The sequence below is a fragment of the Blautia wexlerae genome (assembly GCF_013300825.1).
Lineage (GTDB): Bacteria > Bacillota > Clostridia > Lachnospirales > Lachnospiraceae > Blautia_A > Blautia_A wexlerae_B.
In genome coordinates, this window is the sequence record NZ_JAAIMY010000001.1 from 197,497 (window position 1) to 216,485 (window position 18,989).

An 18,989-nucleotide genomic window follows, 5' to 3' on the forward strand; every position below is an offset into this window, starting at 1 on the left:
CCCCTGTTTCAGTTGAGAACATTGGCTTGACTTTGTGATATATTTTGCTTGAATTCGTTTGTCGTAGTTAGCGGAATTTTCAATCACCTGCCGATAGTCAGCCAATCAATTTCTCATTCACATACTCAAATCCGAGACGTTTCACAGTATCTGCAAATCGTTCTCCTGCGATTCCTTCATTTTTGAAGAGAAGGATTGCTTTCTCTATGACTGCCATTACTTCTTCTTCCTCTGTGAAAATTCTGGTAAGAGCCTGACCGTGTGAGATTCGCTTACCCCAGCGGCCTCCGATATAGATTTTATAACCATTTTGATATTCCGGTACTGCGCCGAAAGGACATTTTCCTTTGCATCGTCCGCAATGGATACATTCTTTAGGATCAATGTAAAGTTTACCGTCAACTAATTTCGGGACATGGACAGGACAGCTTTTTTCAATCTGACATTTCTTACATCCCCGGCATTTCTCTGCATCCGGTTTTGGGATTCTCTGGCCGATAATTCCCATATCATTCAGATTAGGTTTTACACAGTTATTTGGACATCCGCCAACTGCGATCTTGAATTTGTGCGGGAGTACCACATCGTGATAGCCAACATAAAAACGCTCATGGATCTTCTTGCTGAGTGCAAAGGTGTCAATCAGACCATACTGGCAGGTTGTTCCCTTGCATGAGACAACAGGACGCACTTTAGCTCCGGTTCCGCCTGTCATCAGGCCGTGTTCCCCAAGGAAGGCGATTGTTTTCTCAATATTATCATAAGGAACTCCCTGGATTTCCATACTCAGGCGGGTTGTCATAGTAATCTGACCATTTCCGAACTTGTCTGCTGCATCTGCAATGGCACGGTGTTCATCTGTGGTAATATGTCCATTTCCTGTGATGACCCGAATATTAAAGATGTCATCATATCGTTTGTCCTGAAGGCATCCAAGACCTTTTACCCGCTTGATTTCCTCGGGACTCAGTTTTTTGTTGTCGGATGTTGTTAATTTTTCCTCATTCATGTTTAAGTATCTCCTTTATGTAGCTGTTGCTTTTTTCTGATATATACGGCGTTTCTTTTCTTGATTATAGGCTTCATGAATGATAAAATCAATTTATGAGTTTTTATTATACGATAAGTAACATTTATGGAATTCTGATATCAATAGAGTGAAAGAGTTCAAGGAGAATATTATGTTAGATCACAGAACGGAAACCTTTATGGCTGTATGCAGTGTTATGAATTACAGGGAGGCGGCAGAGCTGTTACATATTACCCAGCCGGCAGTTACCCAGCACATCCAGTTTTTGGAGAAGGAATATGGCTGCCGTCTTTTTCTTTATGAAAACAGAAAACTGATCAAGACCCCTGCTGCACAGATGCTGGAGGATTACCTGCGTTCCGTTCAGCAGCGTGAAAATTTTCTCAGGGAAAAGATAAAAAACAATGGTCTCCGGGAACTGCGTATCGGTGCAACCAAGACCATTGGTGACTATGTGATCACAGACAGGATTCACGATTTCTTAAATCAGCCGGATACGGCACTGACTCTGATCGTGGATAACACAAAGCATCTTTTGCATTTATTGGAACAGAATACTCTGGACTATGCCATCATAGAAGGATTCTTTGACAAAAACAGATTTGGAAGCCAGTTATATCGCCGGGAACCTTTTGTGGGAATCTGTCCGAAGGATCATCCCTTTGCAGGCCGTGAAGTATCTGTAGAGGAGATTCTGAAAGAAACTCTGATCCATCGCGAAAACGGCTCCGGAACTCTGGCTATCCTGGAGGAAAAGCTTCTGGAGCATAATGAATCCCTGGAGCGTTTTCACCGGCATATATGCATTTCCAGTTTTAAAATGATCATCAATCTGATCAAGTCCGGGTATGGAATCTCATTTGTATATGAAGTACTTGCCAAAAGCGACCCGGAGCTTGGGATTTTTACATTGAAGGGTGAGCCCATAGTCAGAGAATTTAATGTTATTTATCTGAAGCATGCGGATGTGCGGGAGAAGATGGAATGGTTTTTATGACCGCTTGCGTCTGTACTCGTTGGGAGTCATTCAAAATTGTTTCTTAAAAGCAGTCTGGAAGTGGCTCTGGCTGGAAAAGCATGAAATGAATTATCAGTTCCTAAAATTGTTATAATAAGAGTCCGTATGCAGAACTTTTGTATATAATAGACTAAGTGAATATCTGGAAATGAGATTAAAATGCCAGATCAGAAAATAGATAACCTTTTAAATCTTGCAATGGATGCAACCCCACAGGAGCGTAGAAAGTCAGGAAATCTTAATGTAGGATATGATTCTGCAACCAGGCTATGGGATGTGATCATAAAGTACAGCGGACCGGAAAGTGGTCTGGCTGGAAATGGAATTCAGGTAGTGCCATTGTTAGGCGGTTATGCAGTGGTAACTTTGCCGGAAAGTGAGATTGATGAGTATTCCCACAGAGTGCAGGTGGAATTTATGGAGAAACCCAAACGCTTGTATTTTGAATTGTTTCAGGCGAAGGGAGCGAGCTGCATCCGCACAGTGCAGACCAGCAGGAATGGACTGACGGGAAAAGGAATCCTGACAGGAGTTGTGGATTCAGGAGTGGATTATTTTCACCCTGATTTCCGAAATGCAGATGGGAGCAGCAGAATTTTACGTTTATGGGATCAGAGCATACAGGAAAATCCACCTCAGGGATATGTGACAGGAACTGAATATACGAAAGAGCAGATCGATGAGGCGCTTGCACTTGGAGAAAACCAGGGCAGGCGTCTTGTTCCATCTTCAGATTACAGTGGACATGGAACTTCCGTGCTGGGAATTGCAACAGGAAATGGGAGGGCATCAGATGGAGTGAATCAGGGAGTTGCCAGTGAAAGTGATCTGTTGGTTGTGAAAATGGGAATTCCCAGAGAGAACTCCTTTCCCAGAACTACGGAACTGATACAGGGGATTGATTATCTGGTGAGGCAGGCGCTGGCTATGGAAAGACCAATGGTGATTAATCTCAGTTTTGGAAATAATTATGGCTCACACAAGGGAGATTCCCTTCTTGAAACATATATAGATATGGTTTCTTCCATAGGACGTCTGGCTATCTGTACAGGTACAGGGAACAACGGCAATCAGCCTCTGCATGAGGGAGGGATCCTGAAACAGGGACAGACCAGACAGATAGAATTGTCTGTGAGCAGCAGGGAACCAACATTAAATGTGCAGTTATGGAAATCTTATGAGGATGAAATGAGTATTTATATTGAAAATCCATCCGGAAATCGGATCGGTCCCTTAGATGAAAAACTTGGTCCTCAGAGGTATAGGCTGGGAAATACAGAGCTTTTAATCTATTATGGCAAACCTGGACCATATCATCTGACACAGGAAATCTACATAGATTTTCTTCCTGTGGAAACTTATGTGGACAGTGGAGACTGGAAAATCATCTTAAGTGGAAAAAGGGTCAGAGGAGGGGAATATTATCTGTGGCTGCCGGGTGGAAATACTCTGAACAGAGGGACTGGGTTTTATGAACCAAGGGCATATGGGACTTTGACCATACCTGCCACAGCCCGGCGGGTTATTACAGTTGGAGCATATGATTCGCTGGTTGACTCCTATGCGGACTTTTCCGGAAGGGGCAGCAGAATGCTGCCATATCTGAAACCTGATCTGGTGGCACCCGGAGTGAACATAGTTGCCCCCGTACCCGGTGGTGGTTACAGAACAGTAACAGGGACTTCCTTTGCAGCCCCCTTTGTCAGCGGATCCGCAGCATTGTTAATGCAATGGGGGATTGTAAATGAAAACGATCCCTACCTCTATGGGGAAAAAGTAAAAGCCTATCTCCGAAAAGGCGCCAGACCATTGCCGGGGTATGAGGAGTATCCCAATGAAGAGGTGGGATGGGGGGAGGACGTTATAATAAGGTTACATTGAAGAAAGTCAGTAAAATCAAGTGTTTCCGTTCATTTTCCCAACACAGAAACGAAGCACTTCCGCCATGATTTTGAAGAAAATCTGCCCGGGTTGGATTCAAAATAATATGGAAAGAAAGATTTGTAGCAATGACGTAACATGAACATCTGGTTCTGTTACAGATAAAAGTTTAAACGAAAGAGAGGTCTTATGAATATGAAACTGACTTATACAAATGTAAATGGATACCTGATTCCGAACCTCACCTATAAATCTGGTGAGCAGATGGTGCAGCTTGGCAAATATGGATTCTTACGCAGAGATTATCTGAAGAACCATCGAAATTCAACCTATCAGGTGATGCTTTTACAGGATACCATTGGAGAGCATCTTCTGGAAGTGGACAAGGCAGCCAGGGAACGGGAAGAAGTGATTCTGAAACAGTTGGAAGAAAAAGAACCACTGCCGGATAAGGAGAAAGATCAGATGGCATGGGTAAGAGCTGCCAATCAGCACAGAGCGATTGCAGAAGAGATTATACTGAAAGAATTGATTTATGTATAAGGATAGCCAGTAATCAATCTGGCAGGTAACTGATAAAAATAGAATATTGTGAGTGAAGTAAGGCGTGAGTCATAAAATATGGCTTGCGTCTTTTTCTTTGCCTGAAAGGAAGTGATAAGTTTGAACAAGAAGTTTTTGAAGCATTATATGGAAACCAATCCAGAAGGGACAGCACAGACCTATATCTTTCTGGTGGACAATCAGGATATCGCACTTAATATTGTGATGTCAGGTTATCAGGCACTTTGTCTGGCGCAGGAAGATGACGGATATTATTTCAGTGCAGATTCCTTTATAGAAGAAATGAGAGCTATTCAGTTTACTGGAAGCTGTCAGTGTGCCTATCATTATGTGGCTTCCTGTTCAGTGAAGTGGGTAAATGATAAGTTGCTGACATTTTTCAAAGACGCTGGTCTTGATGGAAAAGCAGGCTGGCAGTTGTTCAAAGAGAAAGAGTATCTTGGCAAACTGGATAATCAGAAAGAAGTTGAGAAATTACTGGAACAGTATATTCTTCGGTTTGAGCGAAATCCAAAAGAAGAACCGGAACTGAGTCGTTTTCACTTATTTGATGCAAAAGGAAATGTGAAAGGCGTCCGGGATATGGAGATTGTAGATTATCTGGTGGAGAATGTTCAGTTTTTTGTGGTAGGAATCACACCGTATTATTATGAGCATGGCGTTTTCATGGAAGACCATGATGGGGTAAGAATGAAATATCGTATTCAGAAGCTGATCTATCGAGATCAGGTACAAAGTGGAGTGATCAAAAGAATCTATAATCTGTTGATCACACAGCCAAAAGTCCACAGAGAAGCCTATGAATTAAATAAACAGCCTGTGCGGTGGATTAACTTTAAAAATGGATATTATGATCCGGTTACGGGCGAAATGCTGGAACACAATCCAGATTATCTGACAATCAATCAGATTCCAATTCCCTATTATCCAGAGGATCGTGAGCAGGTGTTACAAGGTGGAGAAAATATCAAAAAGTATCTTGCATCCTCTCTTCCGAACAAAGAAGAACAGCAGACATTCTGGGAGTATTTTGGATACTGCATGACACAGGATACGCAGTTTCAAAAATTTCTTACGCTGAAAGGTAATGGTGGAACCGGAAAGTCTGTAGCAGTATCGCTAATCCAGTATGTGGTAGGAATCACTAATATGTCCAGCATTTCTTTACAGGATTTAAATAAACGATTCTATGCGACTGGAATGTACGGAAAGCTGTTAAATGCCTGTGCGGATATTCCATGCAAAGCAATGGAGAACACAGATGTATTAAAGAAAGCAGTCGGTGAGGACACACTGATTTATGAGAAAAAAGGACAGGATGCAATTCATTTCCACTCTTATGCAAAGCTGCTTTTTTCTACCAATGAAATGCCACAGAATCTTGAGGACAAGTCAGATGCTTTTTATCGTAGACTACTGATTCTCGATATGAACCGGGTAGTAAAAAGTGGTGAAAAAGATCTGCACTTAAAGGAAAAGGTACAGGCAGAATCCGATTATGCGATTCATATGGCGATGATTGCATTGAAAGAACTGTATGAACAGGGAAAGTTTACGGAGAGCGAACACAGTAAAGAATGTGTAAGAGAGGTACAGCGGTCATCTGACAGTATCTGTGCTTTTATTGATGAGTCATTGGTGCGTGCCAAAGGAAAACGTCTGAAACGAAGTGAAGTGTTCCATATGTATGAGGAATACTGCAAAGAGAATGGCAGACAGGGGCATGGTAAATCCAACTTTTTCAGGAATATGACAGATAAAGGTTTCCTTCTAAAGCAGTACAATGGTGAGTTTTATTATCAGGATATTGCAGTTAAGGAAGAAGATTTTTGTCCTGTAGATCCAGAAGAAAGAATACCTTTTGAAGAAACAGATATAGATTATAAACAGTTACAATTAAATATGAATCAGGGAATTAAGGGCATTTAGGGCAAAATAAGCAAAAAGAAATGTTACCGGAGCAGGAGAAATAACAAAGATAGCTGCCAGAGTACATAAAATTTTGCTTTTTTTACACTGATTGCCCTTTTTCAGGTATCAACGTTTTAGCTGATACAAATATAGGTTTTTCCCGAATTTGGGAAAAAGTAAAAAAATAAAAATTAAGAAAGTGTGAGGTATGATTATGAGAATGATGAAAAACAACAATAATGAAACAGTTATGGTGATCGGGATTGATCATGGTTATGGAAACATGAAAACAGCTACCAGATGTTTCCCATCCGGTGTAGCCAGATATGACAAGGAGCCAATCTTTCAGAATAATCTTCTTGTTTACAATGGCATGTATTACCAGATCGGAGAGGAACACAAGGAGTTCTGTGCAGAGAAAACGCAGGATGAGGACTATTATGTGCTGACACTGGCGGCTATCGCAAGAGAACTTGATGGGAAAGGTATGAACCGGGCAACGGTACATATCGCAGCCGGACTTCCCCTTACCTGGGTAGCTACACAGAAAGAAGACTTTCAGAAATATCTTCTCCAGAATGAAAGTGTGGATTTTACATTCCGTAACAAAGACTACCATGTAGAGTTTGCAGGAGCTGATATTTACCCACAGGGGTTTGCAGCAGCCTTTTACCGATTACAGGATTTCAAAGGAATCAACATGCTTGTGGATATTGGAAACGGGACTATGAACATCATGTATATCAATAATTCCCGTCCATTAGAGAAGAAATGCTTTACAGAGAAATATGGAACGCACCAGTGTGTGCTTGCAGTTAGAGAATCTTTGTTGAAAGAACTGGGAACAGTGGTGGATGATCTGGTGATTGAGCAGGTGATCCGTACCGGGACAGCAGATATTGGTGAGAAATATCTGACAGTCATTCGTAAAGCTGCCGGAGATTATACGAAAGAACTCTTTCATAAGCTGAGAGAACGGGAATATAATCCAGAACTGATGCGTCTGTATGTGGTCGGCGGTGGCGGTTGTATGATCCAGAATTTTGGAGAATATGACAAGAGCCGGGTGACAATTGTACGGGACATCTGTGCCACAGCGAAAGGCTATGAAGCAATGACCGTAAGGAAAATCCAGAGAAACGGAGGGATGCTTGTATGAGAAAAGAACGGAAAATCATCAATACAAATATCCGTTTGAATCTTTGTGATGAACAGGACAGGCAGGCATGGGAATATTTGCAGACGATGGACAGGGAAAAATATAAATCGTACACCAGAGCAGTTGTAGTTGCTTTAAACGATTATTTTTCCAGAGAGTACAGGAATGAAGCAGATCCGTATCTGGAAACCAGAGAAAAGGAAGATGTGTTTCTGGAAAGGGTGGAAACAGCTATCCGGGATGGAGTGAAAGAATCCGTCCCGATGGCTATAGCGAAGAATCTGATGGAAATGCTTGTACCGTTTGTAAAAGAATCGGTAGGAGAAATTAATCTGCCGGACAGAACACTAACAATGGAGAAAACGGATGGAGAGATCGCAGAAGATAATCTGGACTGGGAGAAAGAAGCTGATATGGATGCAGCACTGGATTTTGCGGATAGTTTTTAGCTGTCTGTAGAAAGGAAAAGCAGTCCGGTTTGCATAAAATAAATCGGACTGCCTTAAGTGGAGCTATTCTTTTTTCTTGGGTAAGGACGTTTATCATCTGTCAGGTTTAGCAGATAATCAACGCTGGTGTTATGAAATTCAGCCAGTTTAATCAGAATGTGAGTAGGGATATCGACATCACCACATTCATAATTACTGTAAATACGCTGACTGCAATTCAGAATTTCACCCATATTCTTCTGCGTAAGGTCACGATCTTCACGCAGATCCCGTATTCTCTGATACATGCGTTTCACCTCTAGCATAATAATAACTTAGCGAGATATTCACTATTGAAATATAGCGAGAAATTCGCTACACTGAATTTAAAAATGCAGGAGGGAGAAGTACAGAGTGAAAGAGAAAGTGAAAAAGGTGCTGGTGTGGATTTTTGAATTTGTTTTATTTTGTGGATATTTCTATGTTTTATTCGTGAATCTGGTATGTGGATTTGGATATGGAGGGATAAGCAGCAGAGGACAGGCAATAAAGATTTTATGTGCTTCGTTCTTCCTTGCAGTGGGACTTCCCGGATTGATCTGGTATCAGCATCGCAGACTTATGAAACTGGAGAATTTATTGCATGACCTGTTTGAAATTTGCGACAAAATAAAATAGCAGTAATAGAAAAATAGATTGACAGTAAGAAAAGCTTTACGGAAACAGAATAGCAGAAAAAGGTAATGGCAGTGATGGCATTTCTATTGGTAAAAATCAGTGAAATGTTCATGACTGCTATTTTTATGCTTTTCAGCAGAAATGGAAAGTGATTCAGAAAAAGAAAAGCAGAAATAACAGCGAAATATGGCAGAGAGGCATTTGCAGATGGAAAACGTTGTATAAGCAAGGCAAAGAAGAAATATAGAGTGCCGGATACGGCACATGATTGTCCGATACTTCGCATCGGAGTGGTGCATGACTAGCCTGTTTCAGAAAGGAAAAATCTATGGAATGTGGAGATTTTCTCTTTCTTTTACAGTCAGTTCCTGCACCACAAAACCACTGTCATCTCAATTTTGGTTTGATAACGCAGAGGAGAATGTTGCTTACTTGGTGCTGGTTCAGTGGTGGGGAGATGACAGGCAAGTTTCGCAAAGTGGCAAGCCACTATGCACCGGAGCCAGCCTTTGGGCTGTTCCTAAACTTGCCAGAGGGCTCCGCCCCTTGGAACCCCGGCACGTCAATGGCGTAAGTATTCCTGCGAAATGTCCACCGGACATTCCTACGGAACACTTACTGATTGACTAGGACGCTGTCCTGCACCTGCCAAAGAGGAATATTGCATTTCCCCTTATGGAATTCCCTGCTAATCTACCAGCCGGAAAGGTTATGGCTGATTTATAAAAAAGATAGAGTGGAGAAAGGAGACGAAGATTTATGCGAAAACGAAATTATACGGTAACGATACGAATGAATAAAGCAGAGTATGATCTGCTCCAAAATAAAGTAAAGGAGTCTGGACAGACTCAGCAGGCGGTTGTAATTCATGCAATAGCAGGTTTAAAAATTGCATCCGCAGAGGAAGTGGAAGAATTGAAAAAGCTGAATCTGATGCTTACAGAGATGCTCAGCCAGCTTCGTGGTGTTGCTACGAATATCAACCAGATTGCACGGAAAATGAATGCTGGTGGATTTATACCAAGAGAAGATATTTTGCATTATCTCAATCAGAATATCCGCAACTACCGGAAGGAGAGTGAAAAGATATGGCAGTCAATAAGACAGTTAATAAGCGGACAAATTCTCATGGAGCAATGAGAAACTGTATCGAATATGTATTGCGTCAGGACAAGACCAGTGAGCAGCTTGCCTATGTAACTGGTCCGTATTGCCACGATGAAATCAATTATGATCTGGTGTACCGCACATTTCTGGAAGAAAAGAAATTATGGAATAAAGACTCTGGAAGAATGTACGCCCACAATATTATTTCCTGGCATAAGGACGAGCAGATTACACCAGAGCAGGCATTTGAATTTGGAAAAGAGTTTGCAGAAAAATGGTTCCAGGGATTTCAAACCTTAGTGGCAGTCCATAAGGATAAAGACCATATTCATTGCCATCTGGTGACGAATTCTGTCAGCTATGAGGATGGAAAGAAATTGCATACTACGAAAAAAGATCTGGAGCGGATGAAGCAATTTACTAATCAGATGTGCAGAAAACGTGGATTGACAGTTGCAGAAAAAGGAAAACACTTTGACGGCAGTGAAATCGAAAAAGGCGAAGTCATTGCATGGAACAAGGATAAATATAACCTGTTCCGACAACATGCAAAGGACAGTTTTGTGGCTGACTGTGCAATGGCGGTCTTAAAAGCACTGGAAAATTGTATCAGCAAAGAAAAGTTTATAGAAAAAATGAAACAGTTTGGATGGAGTGTGAACTGGACGGAAAAGAGAAAGCACATCACGTTCCAGAATCAGGATGGAAAGAAAGTGCGTGACAGCAATTTGTCTAAAACCTTTCATCTGGACATCAGTAAGGAGGCATTGGAATATGAATTTAATGGAAATTACGAAAGGACACGAGCCGAAGCAGAACGAACAAACGGATCAGACGAAGAATTCGCTGGATACTACCGACAAGTGGAAGCAGCTTGCGAAGGAGCAGGCAGAAACGCTGGAGAAAGTGTCGGCAGAGAGGGACGAGTTGCAGGTGAGAAATCAGAAGATGAACGAGTTTATTCAGGAATTTCAGGAAAGGACACACAAGTTGAAAATGGAAAAACAGCAGTTGTTCTTCGAGAATCACGAAATGCAAGAAGAAATGCAGAAGTCGAACGCCGAAATTCAGCAGATGACAGTAGAACTGTCCGAAATGCGGAAACTCAATCAGTCTTTACAGCAGAGCAACGACGACTTGAGGAACAGAAACGGATTGATGAGCAGGAGCGAGCAAGAGCATCTCGAAGAAGAAATAAAAGACGTTCGGGACTGGAACTCTAAATTACAGACACAGGTGAACCAATCGTCGGTGAAAGCGGTTGAACAGGCACAGCAAAAACAGGAAGAAGCAGAAAAACAGGCAAGACAGGCAGAGTATCAGGCTGAAAGGGAAAAGAAACGGGCAGATATGGAGATACAAAAAGCCAGGAGAAAAGCAAAATCGGAAATGGAGGATATGAAAGAAATACAGTTTTTCTGGACTTGGGGATATCTTTGTGTCATATTCTTTTCACTTATTCAGAATGGAGCATTTCAAAGGGATTTAATGCAACTGATCATGTTGCCAGTTAATTGGTGCAGAAAGTATGCGATATGGTTTGAACAGCTGGATTATATGGGATATTCTACGGGAGAGGTAGTTTTTGAACGAATATTTTCAAGTGCTGTGATTATGGCGGGAAGTGTCGGGGGTGTATTTCTTGTATGGGGCGGAATTGAATGGTATCGAAAGATATGGGATGATATTTATAAAATGGTTTTGATAGCCAGCTTTTCCTTTATTGCGGTATTAGGAAACTTGATACGGGAATATTTGCCATTTAATCTGCTGTTTGTGATTTTTGTCATAAATGTAGGGGCTGTTCTGATTAGAATATATTTGAATAATAAGAATGTTGGCTATTGAACAATAAATCGAATTTATTTGCTATAATGAATTTCTATATTTTCTTGTCAGTCAGTCCTAACGGTGTTACACTGAAAGAGTATAGAAACTCAAACAATGTTACCTATTGTAGGGACTGGAGCTTTATAAGGTAACATTTTTTTATATGAGAAAGTTAGATAAAACTAATTACTGAAGGAGATAAGCTATGATGTTTTATGAAAGAGGAGACAAAAGTAAGAAAAGCAGCGGAAGAAAGTGGACAGTGTAATATGAGAACAGTAACAACAGAGGACAATCCATATAAGGTTGCTGGAGATATACTTTTTGCGTCTTCGGAAGTGGAATCGGATTTCAGAAGTGTTGATTTATATGGATCTTCTGTCCGGAGAAAAAAAGAAGATGCTATATGTTCAAGATTTCATCTTGAGAATGAAAGTGGTACAGGAGATATCGCCGTATATCAGACATTTCCAGGAATGGAGCTGGTCTATAATGATATGCATATGGAATATTGTAATAAGATGCAGAGTCCACGTCCTGGATTTATTGAAATTAATTATTGTCGGGAGGGGCGGTGTGAGTGTGCGTTTGGAGAGCGTAGTTATTGCTATATGGCAGCGGGAAATTTATCCATTTGTACCTTGCATAAGAAATCACATACATCAACATTTCCTACTTCCCATTATCATGGGATAACGATAACGATTGAGTTGGAAGAAATTACAGATGAGATGAGAAGAATCTTGAAACTTCTTTCTATTAATCTTACCCGAATTTCAAAGTTTGCAGGAAAACAGGATTTTTATATGGTTCGTGCAAATGAAACTGTCCAACATATATTTTCGGAATTATATACTGTTCAGGAACATATAAAGCCTAGTTATATCAGAATAAAGCTTCTGGAGCTTTTATTGATACTAACAGAAATGAATTTTGACAGGATTAAGAACGACTATGTTTATTTCTCAAAATCGCAAAGGAACTGTACCAGACAGATTCATGATTTTATTGTAGGACATATCAAAGAACATTATACAATTGAGGAGTTGGCAGAGCGTTTTGAAATATCACCTACGGCAATGAAACGTTGTTTTAAGGGAATGTATGGTGCACCTGTTTATGCGTATCTCCGGACTTATCGTTTACAAATTGCTGAAAAATTATTACGGGAGGGGAATTTATCTGTAGGTGAAATCGCAACAGAAATCGGATATACAAATCCCAATAAATTTACTTCGGCATTTCGAGGTGAATATGGAATGACACCAACGGAGTATAAAAAGAATGTCTGATTGGATAGAAACTAGTCTGCCAGGTCATTGAGTTTCATATTAGTACCAGATAAAATATGCATTGGTTAGATAAGACTGACTAATACATATTTTTTATTTAGGAGGATTATAATGAAACAGAGAAAATTATTAACAAGTTTGTTTTTAGCAGCAGCTTTGTCTATTTCTTTATTGACGGGATGTGGAAATACAGGCAGTAGCACATCTGAAACAAAGCACACAGAAAACAGTGCTACAGAAGAACAGACTACAAGCGTACAGAAGGAAAGTGAAACTGATGAGAATCAGGATGCAGCAGATCAGCTTTTATGCGATCTGAAAGGTACTTATCAGGAACTGTGGCCGGTTATTCTGGCAGATGAATACGATCAGCTGTGGCTCGATGACAGTGCTGCAATTGTAGGAGAGGATAATGCTCAGGCGGCTGTTGAAAAAATGTCTTCTATGGTAACTGGAACAGTCACCGGTGAAGAGGCAGTGGAAACCTACAAGGATGGAAATATGGCATACGACTGTGAATTTTTACAGAATATAGATCAGTTCACGTTTGACGGAACAACAATATCTGGTGTGGATGAAGAGGGGAATGATGTATTCAGTCATTCTTATCATTACGTAGGTATGGAAGAAACGCGTGGTCTGTACATCTACGAAAGTGATGATGCTGATTCCGGCGAGTTTACCTATTTCTGTATCGCTCCGGATACGATGAAAACTACATGGCACATTGAGTTCAGATATGGAAGTGACCTGGATGCATTGGAAAAATATGATGCAGGTGAATATGCTTATTGGCTGGCAGCAGGAATTTCTGTTGACTATACGAAAGCCGATGTTGAGAACTGTATACAGTTATTCTGTAAAGAGAATCTGTCTGAATAGTGAAAATAAATTTGAGTCGGTGGAAATCGGAGAGATTCTGATGCCACCGGCTTTTTGAGGAGGATATAAGGTCATGAGCAAAAAGAAAAATGCCGAGTTATCCCGGATGTGGGGATTTGCAGGGAAACGTCATTGGTTGACTATTGCCAGCTGCATTCTGGCAGGAATATCCACGGTGCTTTCTATTATTCCATTTGTCTGTATCTGGTTTGTGATTCGGGATATCTTGTATGCGATGAAAAAGGGAGATTTGTCACTGGCAGCTTCCAGTGGGCATTATGCGTGGTTTGCAGTAGCATTTTCGTTACTTAGTATTTTATTATATTTTGTAGCATTATGTTGTTCGCATCTGGCAGCATTTCGTACAGCTACCAATATGAAAAAAGAGGCAATGCACCATATTGTCACGTTACCGCTTGGATATTTCAGTCAGAATGCCAGTGGCAGACTTCGGAAAATTATTGATGACAATGCTGGACTGACTGAAGGGTTTCTGGCACATCAGTTGCCGGATCTGACCGGTGCAGTTGTTATGCCGGTTGCAGTCATCAGTTTGTTGTTTGTCTTTGACTGGAGACTTGGAATCTGTTGTTTGATTCCACTGGCAATCAGTGTATTTTTCTTAAAGAAAATGATGGGTGGAGATAATGCCGATTTTATGTCGGGATACATGACCGCACTGGAAAATATGAATAAAGAAGCGGTAGAATTCGTTCGTGGAATCCCGGTTGTAAAGGTATTCCAGCAAACCATTTACTCATTCAAAAACTTTCATGCAGCGATTGAAGAATACAAAAAATATGCCAGTGGATATGCAATCTGCTGTCGTATCCCATTGACGGGATTTAACATTACTTTAAATGGAACTTTTATTTTGCTGATCCCAACTGCACTGATGCTTTTTTCGGCAGCAAGTGGACAGGCGGATCGTCAGAAACTGTTTTTAGATTTCCTGTTTTACAGTCTGTTTACGCCAGTTTGTACAACAATGATGAATCGAATCATGTTTGCAAGCGAACAGTTAATGGCGGCAAAAAGTGCAGTAAGCAGAATAGAAGCAATTTTGCAGGAAAAACCGCTTAAAGAATCAAATACACAAAAACAGCCAAAGGATGCTTCTGTTGTATTCGGGGATGTTTCTTTTACTTATCCAGGTGCTAAGAAAAAAGCATTGTATCATGTAAGCTTCGAAGTCCCTGATGGTAAGAAAATTGCATTAGTCGGAGCTTCCGGTAGTGGCAAATCTACAGCGGCCAGTTTGATTCCACGTTTTTATGATGTTCAGGAAGGAAACGTCTTAGTGGGTGGTGTGGATGTTCGTGAGATTGCTAAAAATGACCTCATGGAGCAGATTGCATTTGTGTTCCAGAACACCCGTCTTTTCAATGATACCTTACTTGAAAATATCAGAGCTTCCAGGCCAGATGCCACACGTGAAGAAGTGATGAGAGCGGCAGAAGCAGCACAATGTCAGGATATCATAGAGAGACTTCCAAATGGTTTGGATACTATAGTTGGAAGTGGAGGAACCTATCTGTCGGGTGGTGAAAATCAGCGGATTGCATTAGCACGTGCAATTCTGAAAGATGCACCAATTATTATACTTGATGAAGCGACAGCTTTTGCAGATGCGGAAAATGAGCATCAGATCCAGCTTGCCTTTGAAGGACTGACCAGCGGAAAAACAGTACTTATGATTGCACATCGTCTGTCCACGATTCAGGATGCAGATATGATTCTGGTCTTTGGTGATGGAAAAATAATAGAACGAGGCAATCATGATGAATTGCTGAAACAGAATGGTGTCTACGCATCCATGTGGAAAGAATATCAGACACAGATTATCTGGAAGGTTGGAACGACTGTGAGAAAGGAGGAAAATCATGATTAACAGATTACAGAAAAAATACGCTCTGAGTGTCCAGGGTGCAAAGGATCTTTTTAAAGCAATTGTTTATTCTGTACTGGCAAATATCAGTCTGATGCTCCCGGTTGCCCTACTTGCAATAGTATTAAATACGATGCTTCCTATGGCTCTTGGAATGGAAGAAAAAGTGGCAGGATTTGCAGGATATACAGTTGTTGGAATTATCATTTTAGTGATTATTTTTGTCCTTCATTATCTGCAGTATACAAAAGCCTATATTGGTACCTATGAGGAAAGTGAACGTAGACGCATTACACTTGCAGAAAAGCTCAGGACGTTACCGCTTGGATTTTTCCATGAACGTGACCTTGCTGATCTGACAAGTACAATTATGGGCGACTGTGCCAGTTTTGAGCATGCGTTTTCCCATACAGTTCCGCAATTTTTTGGAGCACTTATTTCTACAAGTATTGTGTGTCTGGTACTTCTTGTTATGAACTGGAAAATGGGAATTGCTCTTTTGTGGGTTGCACCGGTGGCATTTGCAATTGTTCTTCTTTCACGCAAGTGGCAGGAACTGCTTGCAAAGAAATATATGACAACAAGAATTGATCTGTCAGAAGGAATACAGGAATGTCTGGAAACGGTACAGGATATTAAGGCATGTAATCAGGAGAAAACTTATCTGGAGAAACTGGATGCGAAATTGGATGCAGCAGAAAAAGCGCAGATTTCCAGTGAAATGGTTAGTGCGAGTCTTCTTACAACCGGTCAGATGGTCTTACGGCTTGGACTGGCAACGGTTATTGTTGTGGGAAGTTCGCTGATTTTAAAGGAAAAAATTGATCTGTTTACTTATATTCTATATTTGATCGCAGCCTCCCGTCTGTATGATCCACTTTCTGGAGCTATGGCGAATATGGCAGAACTTTTTGGTGTGAATTTACAGGTAAAACGCTTGAAAGAAATCCAGGAATATCCGTTAGAAAACGGGCAGACAGAGTATCACACCAAAGGATATGATGTGATTTTTGACCATGTGAAGTTTTCTTATGAAACAGGAAAAACAGTTTTAAAAGATGTATCTTTTACTGCAAAACAGGGACAGGTGACTGCATTAGTAGGACCATCCGGCGGTGGTAAGAGCACCATAGCAAAACTGGCAGCTAAATTCTATGACGTGGATGGTGGGAAAATTACACTTGGTGGTGCAGATATCGCAAAAATTGATCCGGTTGCATTGATGAAAGATTTTTCGATTGTTTTTCAGGATGTTGTTCTTTTCAATAATACAATTATGGAAAATATCCGTGTCGGACGAAAAGGTGCAAGTGATGAGGATGTTATTGCTGCAGCAAAGGCTGCAAAATGTCATGATTTTATCGAAAAATTGCCGCAGGGTTATCAGACGGTAATCGGAGAAAATGGTTCTACGCTTTCTGGCGGGGAGTGCCAACGTCTTTCCATTGCCCGTGCACTTTTAAAAGATGCACCTGTTATTTTACTGGATGAAGCAACTGCTTCTTTAGATGTGGACAGTGAAACACAGATACAGGAAGCGATATCTGAACTAGTCAGTGGGAAGACAGTTCTGGTAATCGCTCATAGGATGAGAACGATTGAAGCAGCGGATCAGATCGTTGTTCTGGATAAAGGTGTTGTGGCAGAAAAAGGAAACCATGATACGCTTATGAAGAAAAATGGTCTATATCGTAAGCTGGTTGATCTGCAGACGGAAGCAGCAAATTGGAAACTTAGTGTATAGAACAAAAGGCACTGAAAACCATAGAATTATTGGTTTGCAGTGCCATTTTTGAGCAAAGAGAAAAAATACAGTGAATTTAAGTTTTGCTAAGTTTCACTAAATTCTATTCGTTTGATTTCCGCCACTGTTTTGAGGGTTTCCGTTTTCCACAATCATCACAAGTCTGTGGCCAGTTAATTTTCCATTCAAAATATTCATCTCTGGTAATCGCACCAGATTTCAGTTCTTCTTTTCTAAGAGTCCATTCTTTCAGAAAATCGTTGAGAACTCTATAATTAAACCACATACCAACAGGCGAATGTGCAGGCCAGCTATCAGAATCATGGTAGCGGATAGCGGCATCGTCACTGGAATTTGATTTTTCACCTGGATATGTCTCTAGTTGAAAGAGATTAATCATGCCGGGATTAAATTCATCAATCCAGAACAGAATTTCCATCAGTTCAGAGGCGTCCATCGTGGTTGGCTCATGTAGTGTCAGTGGGTTTACGTCCAGAATCTTAGCCATTTCAGTTACTAGATCTTTGCGGGGAACCCGGTAATTCGTTTCATATTGGGCAAGACGATTTGCACCTTTATCGCCCCAACCGAGGGCAGCACCAAGTTCTGCCTGTGTCATATTCCGGAATGTCCGGATTTTTTTTATTTTATCACCGATTGTCATATCAGATTTCCCACTTTCTTTTTGATAAATCCATTTTACTACCAAAAACAGTGAATGTAAACAGAAAGATTCGCATTGAAGCGAACAAAACACTTGACATTCGCATGAATGCGAATTAAAATGACAGTACGATAAAGGTTCGCATGAAAGCGAATGTACAGATGAGGATAAATACTTTTTGCAAATTATTGCAAAATGAGGTTGGTAAAATCCTTCTGTCAGGCTTTATTAGTGAGAGGATTTTTTTGAAGTGAACAACATTTTGGTGTTTCCAGGCTGTAATAAGTGAAAGGATATTCAAAAAAACTCTTTTGTACCTTGAAAATTACATGAGCTGTATAATCTGATCTCACAGATGCCATAACCCTGTAAATGATTTTATGGGCGAGCGTCGAAGATACTCCGGAAACGGCTGGTAAGTTTGCGAAGAAGCTGCCAGCATTCAGAAATATTCTGATAGAGGTTGGATGTAACGCTGACAACAGATTATACGAATGGAAGCCAACACGCCGAACAGAATATGCAATGCCATAGTAATAGATAAAATTTGAGAACAAAATGCGAAAGGTAAGGTGATGTGATTGAGAAAATTGTAGGTATAGGACGACTTATACAAAGAATATGTTGGAAAAGAGGTGAGCATCATGGTGAATCAGTCAGTAATAGATTCCAGTGTTAATCTGGAGCAGTTAAAGGACATTGAAGATTTAATTCCTGATATGGATAAAGCTATTTCTGAAAAAGTGGAAACTTTTCTGGATAAATCTGGCGATCAGCCGTATGCTCACATGAATGAAGGGTATGTGGTAGTCGTGGAAATGACAGGAGAAATGGATGCTACAGATGCGATCAGTGATTATCTAAGAAAAAGAACGGAGTTGATGTATTAGATGCAAGTCTTGAAAAAATATCT

The 18,989-nt window shown here is 40.7% G+C and carries 19 protein-coding genes; 16 read left to right on the forward strand and 3 right to left on the reverse strand.

Annotated features, from left to right (window positions below):
* Positions 1-97: 97 nt before the first annotated feature.
* A complete protein-coding gene (locus G4417_RS00830) occupies positions 98-1,009 on the reverse strand; it encodes a 4Fe-4S dicluster domain-containing protein (RefSeq protein WP_173682289.1) in 912 nt (303 codons plus the stop codon).
* A 172-nt stretch (positions 1,010-1,181) separates the two neighbouring features.
* Between G4417_RS00830 and G4417_RS00835 the strand changes: the two genes are divergently transcribed.
* From G4417_RS00835 to G4417_RS00860, 6 genes are all read left to right on the forward strand, one after another.
* Positions 1,182-2,027, forward strand: a complete 846-nt coding sequence (locus G4417_RS00835; protein ID WP_118633401.1) for a LysR family transcriptional regulator — start codon at positions 1,182-1,184, stop codon at positions 2,025-2,027.
* A 180-nt stretch (positions 2,028-2,207) separates the two neighbouring features.
* Positions 2,208-3,929: a S8 family peptidase gene (locus tag G4417_RS00840; RefSeq protein ID WP_173682290.1), complete on the forward strand. Its 1,722-nt coding sequence runs from the start codon at positions 2,208-2,210 to the stop codon at positions 3,927-3,929.
* 195 nt (positions 3,930-4,124) lie between these two features.
* On the forward strand, positions 4,125-4,472 hold the full coding sequence (locus G4417_RS00845) for a TnpV protein (RefSeq protein WP_055160784.1): 348 nt from the start codon (positions 4,125-4,127) through the stop codon (positions 4,470-4,472).
* A gap of 111 nt (positions 4,473-4,583) precedes the next feature.
* Positions 4,584-6,422, forward strand: a complete 1,839-nt coding sequence (locus G4417_RS00850) for a phage/plasmid primase, P4 family (protein WP_334296867.1) — start codon at positions 4,584-4,586, stop codon at positions 6,420-6,422.
* Positions 6,423-6,618: 196 nt separating this feature from the next.
* The gene (locus G4417_RS00855; RefSeq protein WP_055160778.1) at positions 6,619-7,563 is read left to right on the forward strand and encodes a ParM/StbA family protein; all 945 of its coding nucleotides are present in this window, start codon (positions 6,619-6,621) and stop codon (positions 7,561-7,563) included.
* Positions 7,560-8,012, forward strand: a complete 453-nt coding sequence (locus G4417_RS00860; RefSeq protein ID WP_055160641.1) for a hypothetical protein — start codon at positions 7,560-7,562, stop codon at positions 8,010-8,012. The genes G4417_RS00855 and G4417_RS00860 overlap by 4 nt, the downstream gene beginning before the upstream one ends.
* A gap of 53 nt (positions 8,013-8,065) precedes the next feature.
* On the opposite strand, the gene G4417_RS00865 is transcribed toward G4417_RS00860, so the two are convergent.
* Positions 8,066-8,299 carry a helix-turn-helix domain-containing protein gene (locus G4417_RS00865; protein WP_015540886.1) on the reverse strand — a complete coding sequence of 78 codons (234 nt, stop codon included), beginning with the start codon at positions 8,297-8,299 and terminating at the stop codon, positions 8,066-8,068.
* 106 nt (positions 8,300-8,405) lie between these two features.
* On the opposite strand from G4417_RS00865, the gene G4417_RS00870 reads away from it, so the two are divergent.
* The 8 genes from G4417_RS00870 (at position 8,406) to G4417_RS00905 (ending at position 17,412) form a co-directional block, all read left to right on the forward strand.
* A complete protein-coding gene (locus tag G4417_RS00870) occupies positions 8,406-8,669 on the forward strand; it encodes a hypothetical protein (protein WP_055158244.1) in 264 nt (87 codons plus the stop codon).
* A 759-nt stretch (positions 8,670-9,428) separates the two neighbouring features.
* Positions 9,429-9,809, forward strand: coding sequence for a plasmid mobilization protein (locus G4417_RS00875; protein ID WP_055160636.1), 381 nt, complete (start codon positions 9,429-9,431; stop codon positions 9,807-9,809).
* The gene (locus G4417_RS00880) at positions 9,758-10,999 is read left to right on the forward strand and encodes a relaxase/mobilization nuclease domain-containing protein (protein WP_173682291.1); all 1,242 of its coding nucleotides are present in this window, start codon (positions 9,758-9,760) and stop codon (positions 10,997-10,999) included. Before G4417_RS00875 ends, G4417_RS00880 begins: the two co-directional genes overlap by 52 nt.
* 28 nt (positions 11,000-11,027) lie before the next feature.
* On the forward strand, positions 11,028-11,624 hold the full coding sequence (locus G4417_RS00885) for a DUF6040 family protein (RefSeq protein ID WP_055160633.1): 597 nt from the start codon (positions 11,028-11,030) through the stop codon (positions 11,622-11,624).
* A 197-nt stretch (positions 11,625-11,821) separates the two neighbouring features.
* Positions 11,822-12,898 carry a helix-turn-helix domain-containing protein gene (locus G4417_RS00890; protein WP_243872039.1) on the forward strand — a complete coding sequence of 359 codons (1,077 nt, stop codon included), beginning with the start codon at positions 11,822-11,824 and terminating at the stop codon, positions 12,896-12,898.
* Between the two features lie 111 nt (positions 12,899-13,009).
* Entirely contained in the window at positions 13,010-13,780 is a 771-nt protein-coding gene (locus tag G4417_RS00895) for a hypothetical protein (RefSeq protein WP_055160630.1), read from the forward strand.
* A 73-nt stretch (positions 13,781-13,853) separates the two neighbouring features.
* Positions 13,854-15,671 (forward strand): ABC transporter ATP-binding protein, encoded by a 1,818-nt coding sequence (locus G4417_RS00900; RefSeq protein WP_055160627.1) that lies wholly within the window; start codon positions 13,854-13,856, stop codon positions 15,669-15,671.
* Positions 15,664-17,412, forward strand: coding sequence for an ABC transporter ATP-binding protein (locus tag G4417_RS00905; protein WP_019162562.1), 1,749 nt, complete (start codon positions 15,664-15,666; stop codon positions 17,410-17,412). The genes G4417_RS00900 and G4417_RS00905 overlap by 8 nt, the downstream gene beginning before the upstream one ends.
* 103 nt (positions 17,413-17,515) lie before the next feature.
* On the opposite strand, the gene G4417_RS00910 is transcribed toward G4417_RS00905, so the two are convergent.
* Positions 17,516-18,076, reverse strand: coding sequence for a helix-turn-helix domain-containing protein (locus G4417_RS00910; protein ID WP_055160624.1), 561 nt, complete (start codon positions 18,074-18,076; stop codon positions 17,516-17,518).
* 372 nt (positions 18,077-18,448) lie between these two features.
* Between G4417_RS00910 and G4417_RS00915 the strand changes: the two genes are divergently transcribed.
* Both G4417_RS00915 and G4417_RS00920 read left to right on the forward strand, forming a co-directional pair.
* Entirely contained in the window at positions 18,449-18,610 is a 162-nt protein-coding gene (locus G4417_RS00915; protein WP_173717658.1) for a hypothetical protein, read from the forward strand.
* A 110-nt stretch (positions 18,611-18,720) separates the two neighbouring features.
* Complete coding sequence (locus tag G4417_RS00920; protein WP_016286640.1) at positions 18,721-18,966, forward strand: DUF6870 family protein; 246 nt, start codon at positions 18,721-18,723, stop codon at positions 18,964-18,966.
* Positions 18,967-18,989 lie beyond the last annotated feature (23 nt).

Coding starts and splice junctions, on each gene's coding strand:
- G4417_RS00830 (WP_173682289.1), bottom strand. CDS start 1,009: ATGAATGAGGAAAAATTAACAACATCCGACAACAAAAAACTGAGTCCC.
- G4417_RS00835 (WP_118633401.1), top strand. CDS start 1,182: ATGTTAGATCACAGAACGGAAACCTTTATGGCTGTATGCAGTGTTATG.
- G4417_RS00840 (WP_173682290.1), top strand. CDS start 2,208: ATGCCAGATCAGAAAATAGATAACCTTTTAAATCTTGCAATGGATGCA.
- G4417_RS00845 (WP_055160784.1), top strand. CDS start 4,125: ATGAAACTGACTTATACAAATGTAAATGGATACCTGATTCCGAACCTC.
- G4417_RS00855 (WP_055160778.1), top strand. CDS start 6,619: ATGAGAATGATGAAAAACAACAATAATGAAACAGTTATGGTGATCGGG.
- G4417_RS00860 (WP_055160641.1), top strand. CDS start 7,560: ATGAGAAAAGAACGGAAAATCATCAATACAAATATCCGTTTGAATCTT.
- G4417_RS00865 (WP_015540886.1), bottom strand. CDS start 8,299: ATGTATCAGAGAATACGGGATCTGCGTGAAGATCGTGACCTTACGCAG.
- G4417_RS00875 (WP_055160636.1), top strand. CDS start 9,429: ATGCGAAAACGAAATTATACGGTAACGATACGAATGAATAAAGCAGAG.
- G4417_RS00880 (WP_173682291.1), top strand. CDS start 9,758: ATGGCAGTCAATAAGACAGTTAATAAGCGGACAAATTCTCATGGAGCA.
- G4417_RS00890 (WP_243872039.1), top strand. CDS start 11,822: ATGAAAGAGGAGACAAAAGTAAGAAAAGCAGCGGAAGAAAGTGGACAG.
- G4417_RS00895 (WP_055160630.1), top strand. CDS start 13,010: ATGAAACAGAGAAAATTATTAACAAGTTTGTTTTTAGCAGCAGCTTTG.
- G4417_RS00900 (WP_055160627.1), top strand. CDS start 13,854: ATGAGCAAAAAGAAAAATGCCGAGTTATCCCGGATGTGGGGATTTGCA.
- G4417_RS00905 (WP_019162562.1), top strand. CDS start 15,664: ATGATTAACAGATTACAGAAAAAATACGCTCTGAGTGTCCAGGGTGCA.
- G4417_RS00910 (WP_055160624.1), bottom strand. CDS start 18,076: ATGACAATCGGTGATAAAATAAAAAAAATCCGGACATTCCGGAATATG.
- G4417_RS00915 (WP_173717658.1), top strand. CDS start 18,449: ATGATTTTATGGGCGAGCGTCGAAGATACTCCGGAAACGGCTGGTAAG.
- G4417_RS00920 (WP_016286640.1), top strand. CDS start 18,721: ATGGTGAATCAGTCAGTAATAGATTCCAGTGTTAATCTGGAGCAGTTA.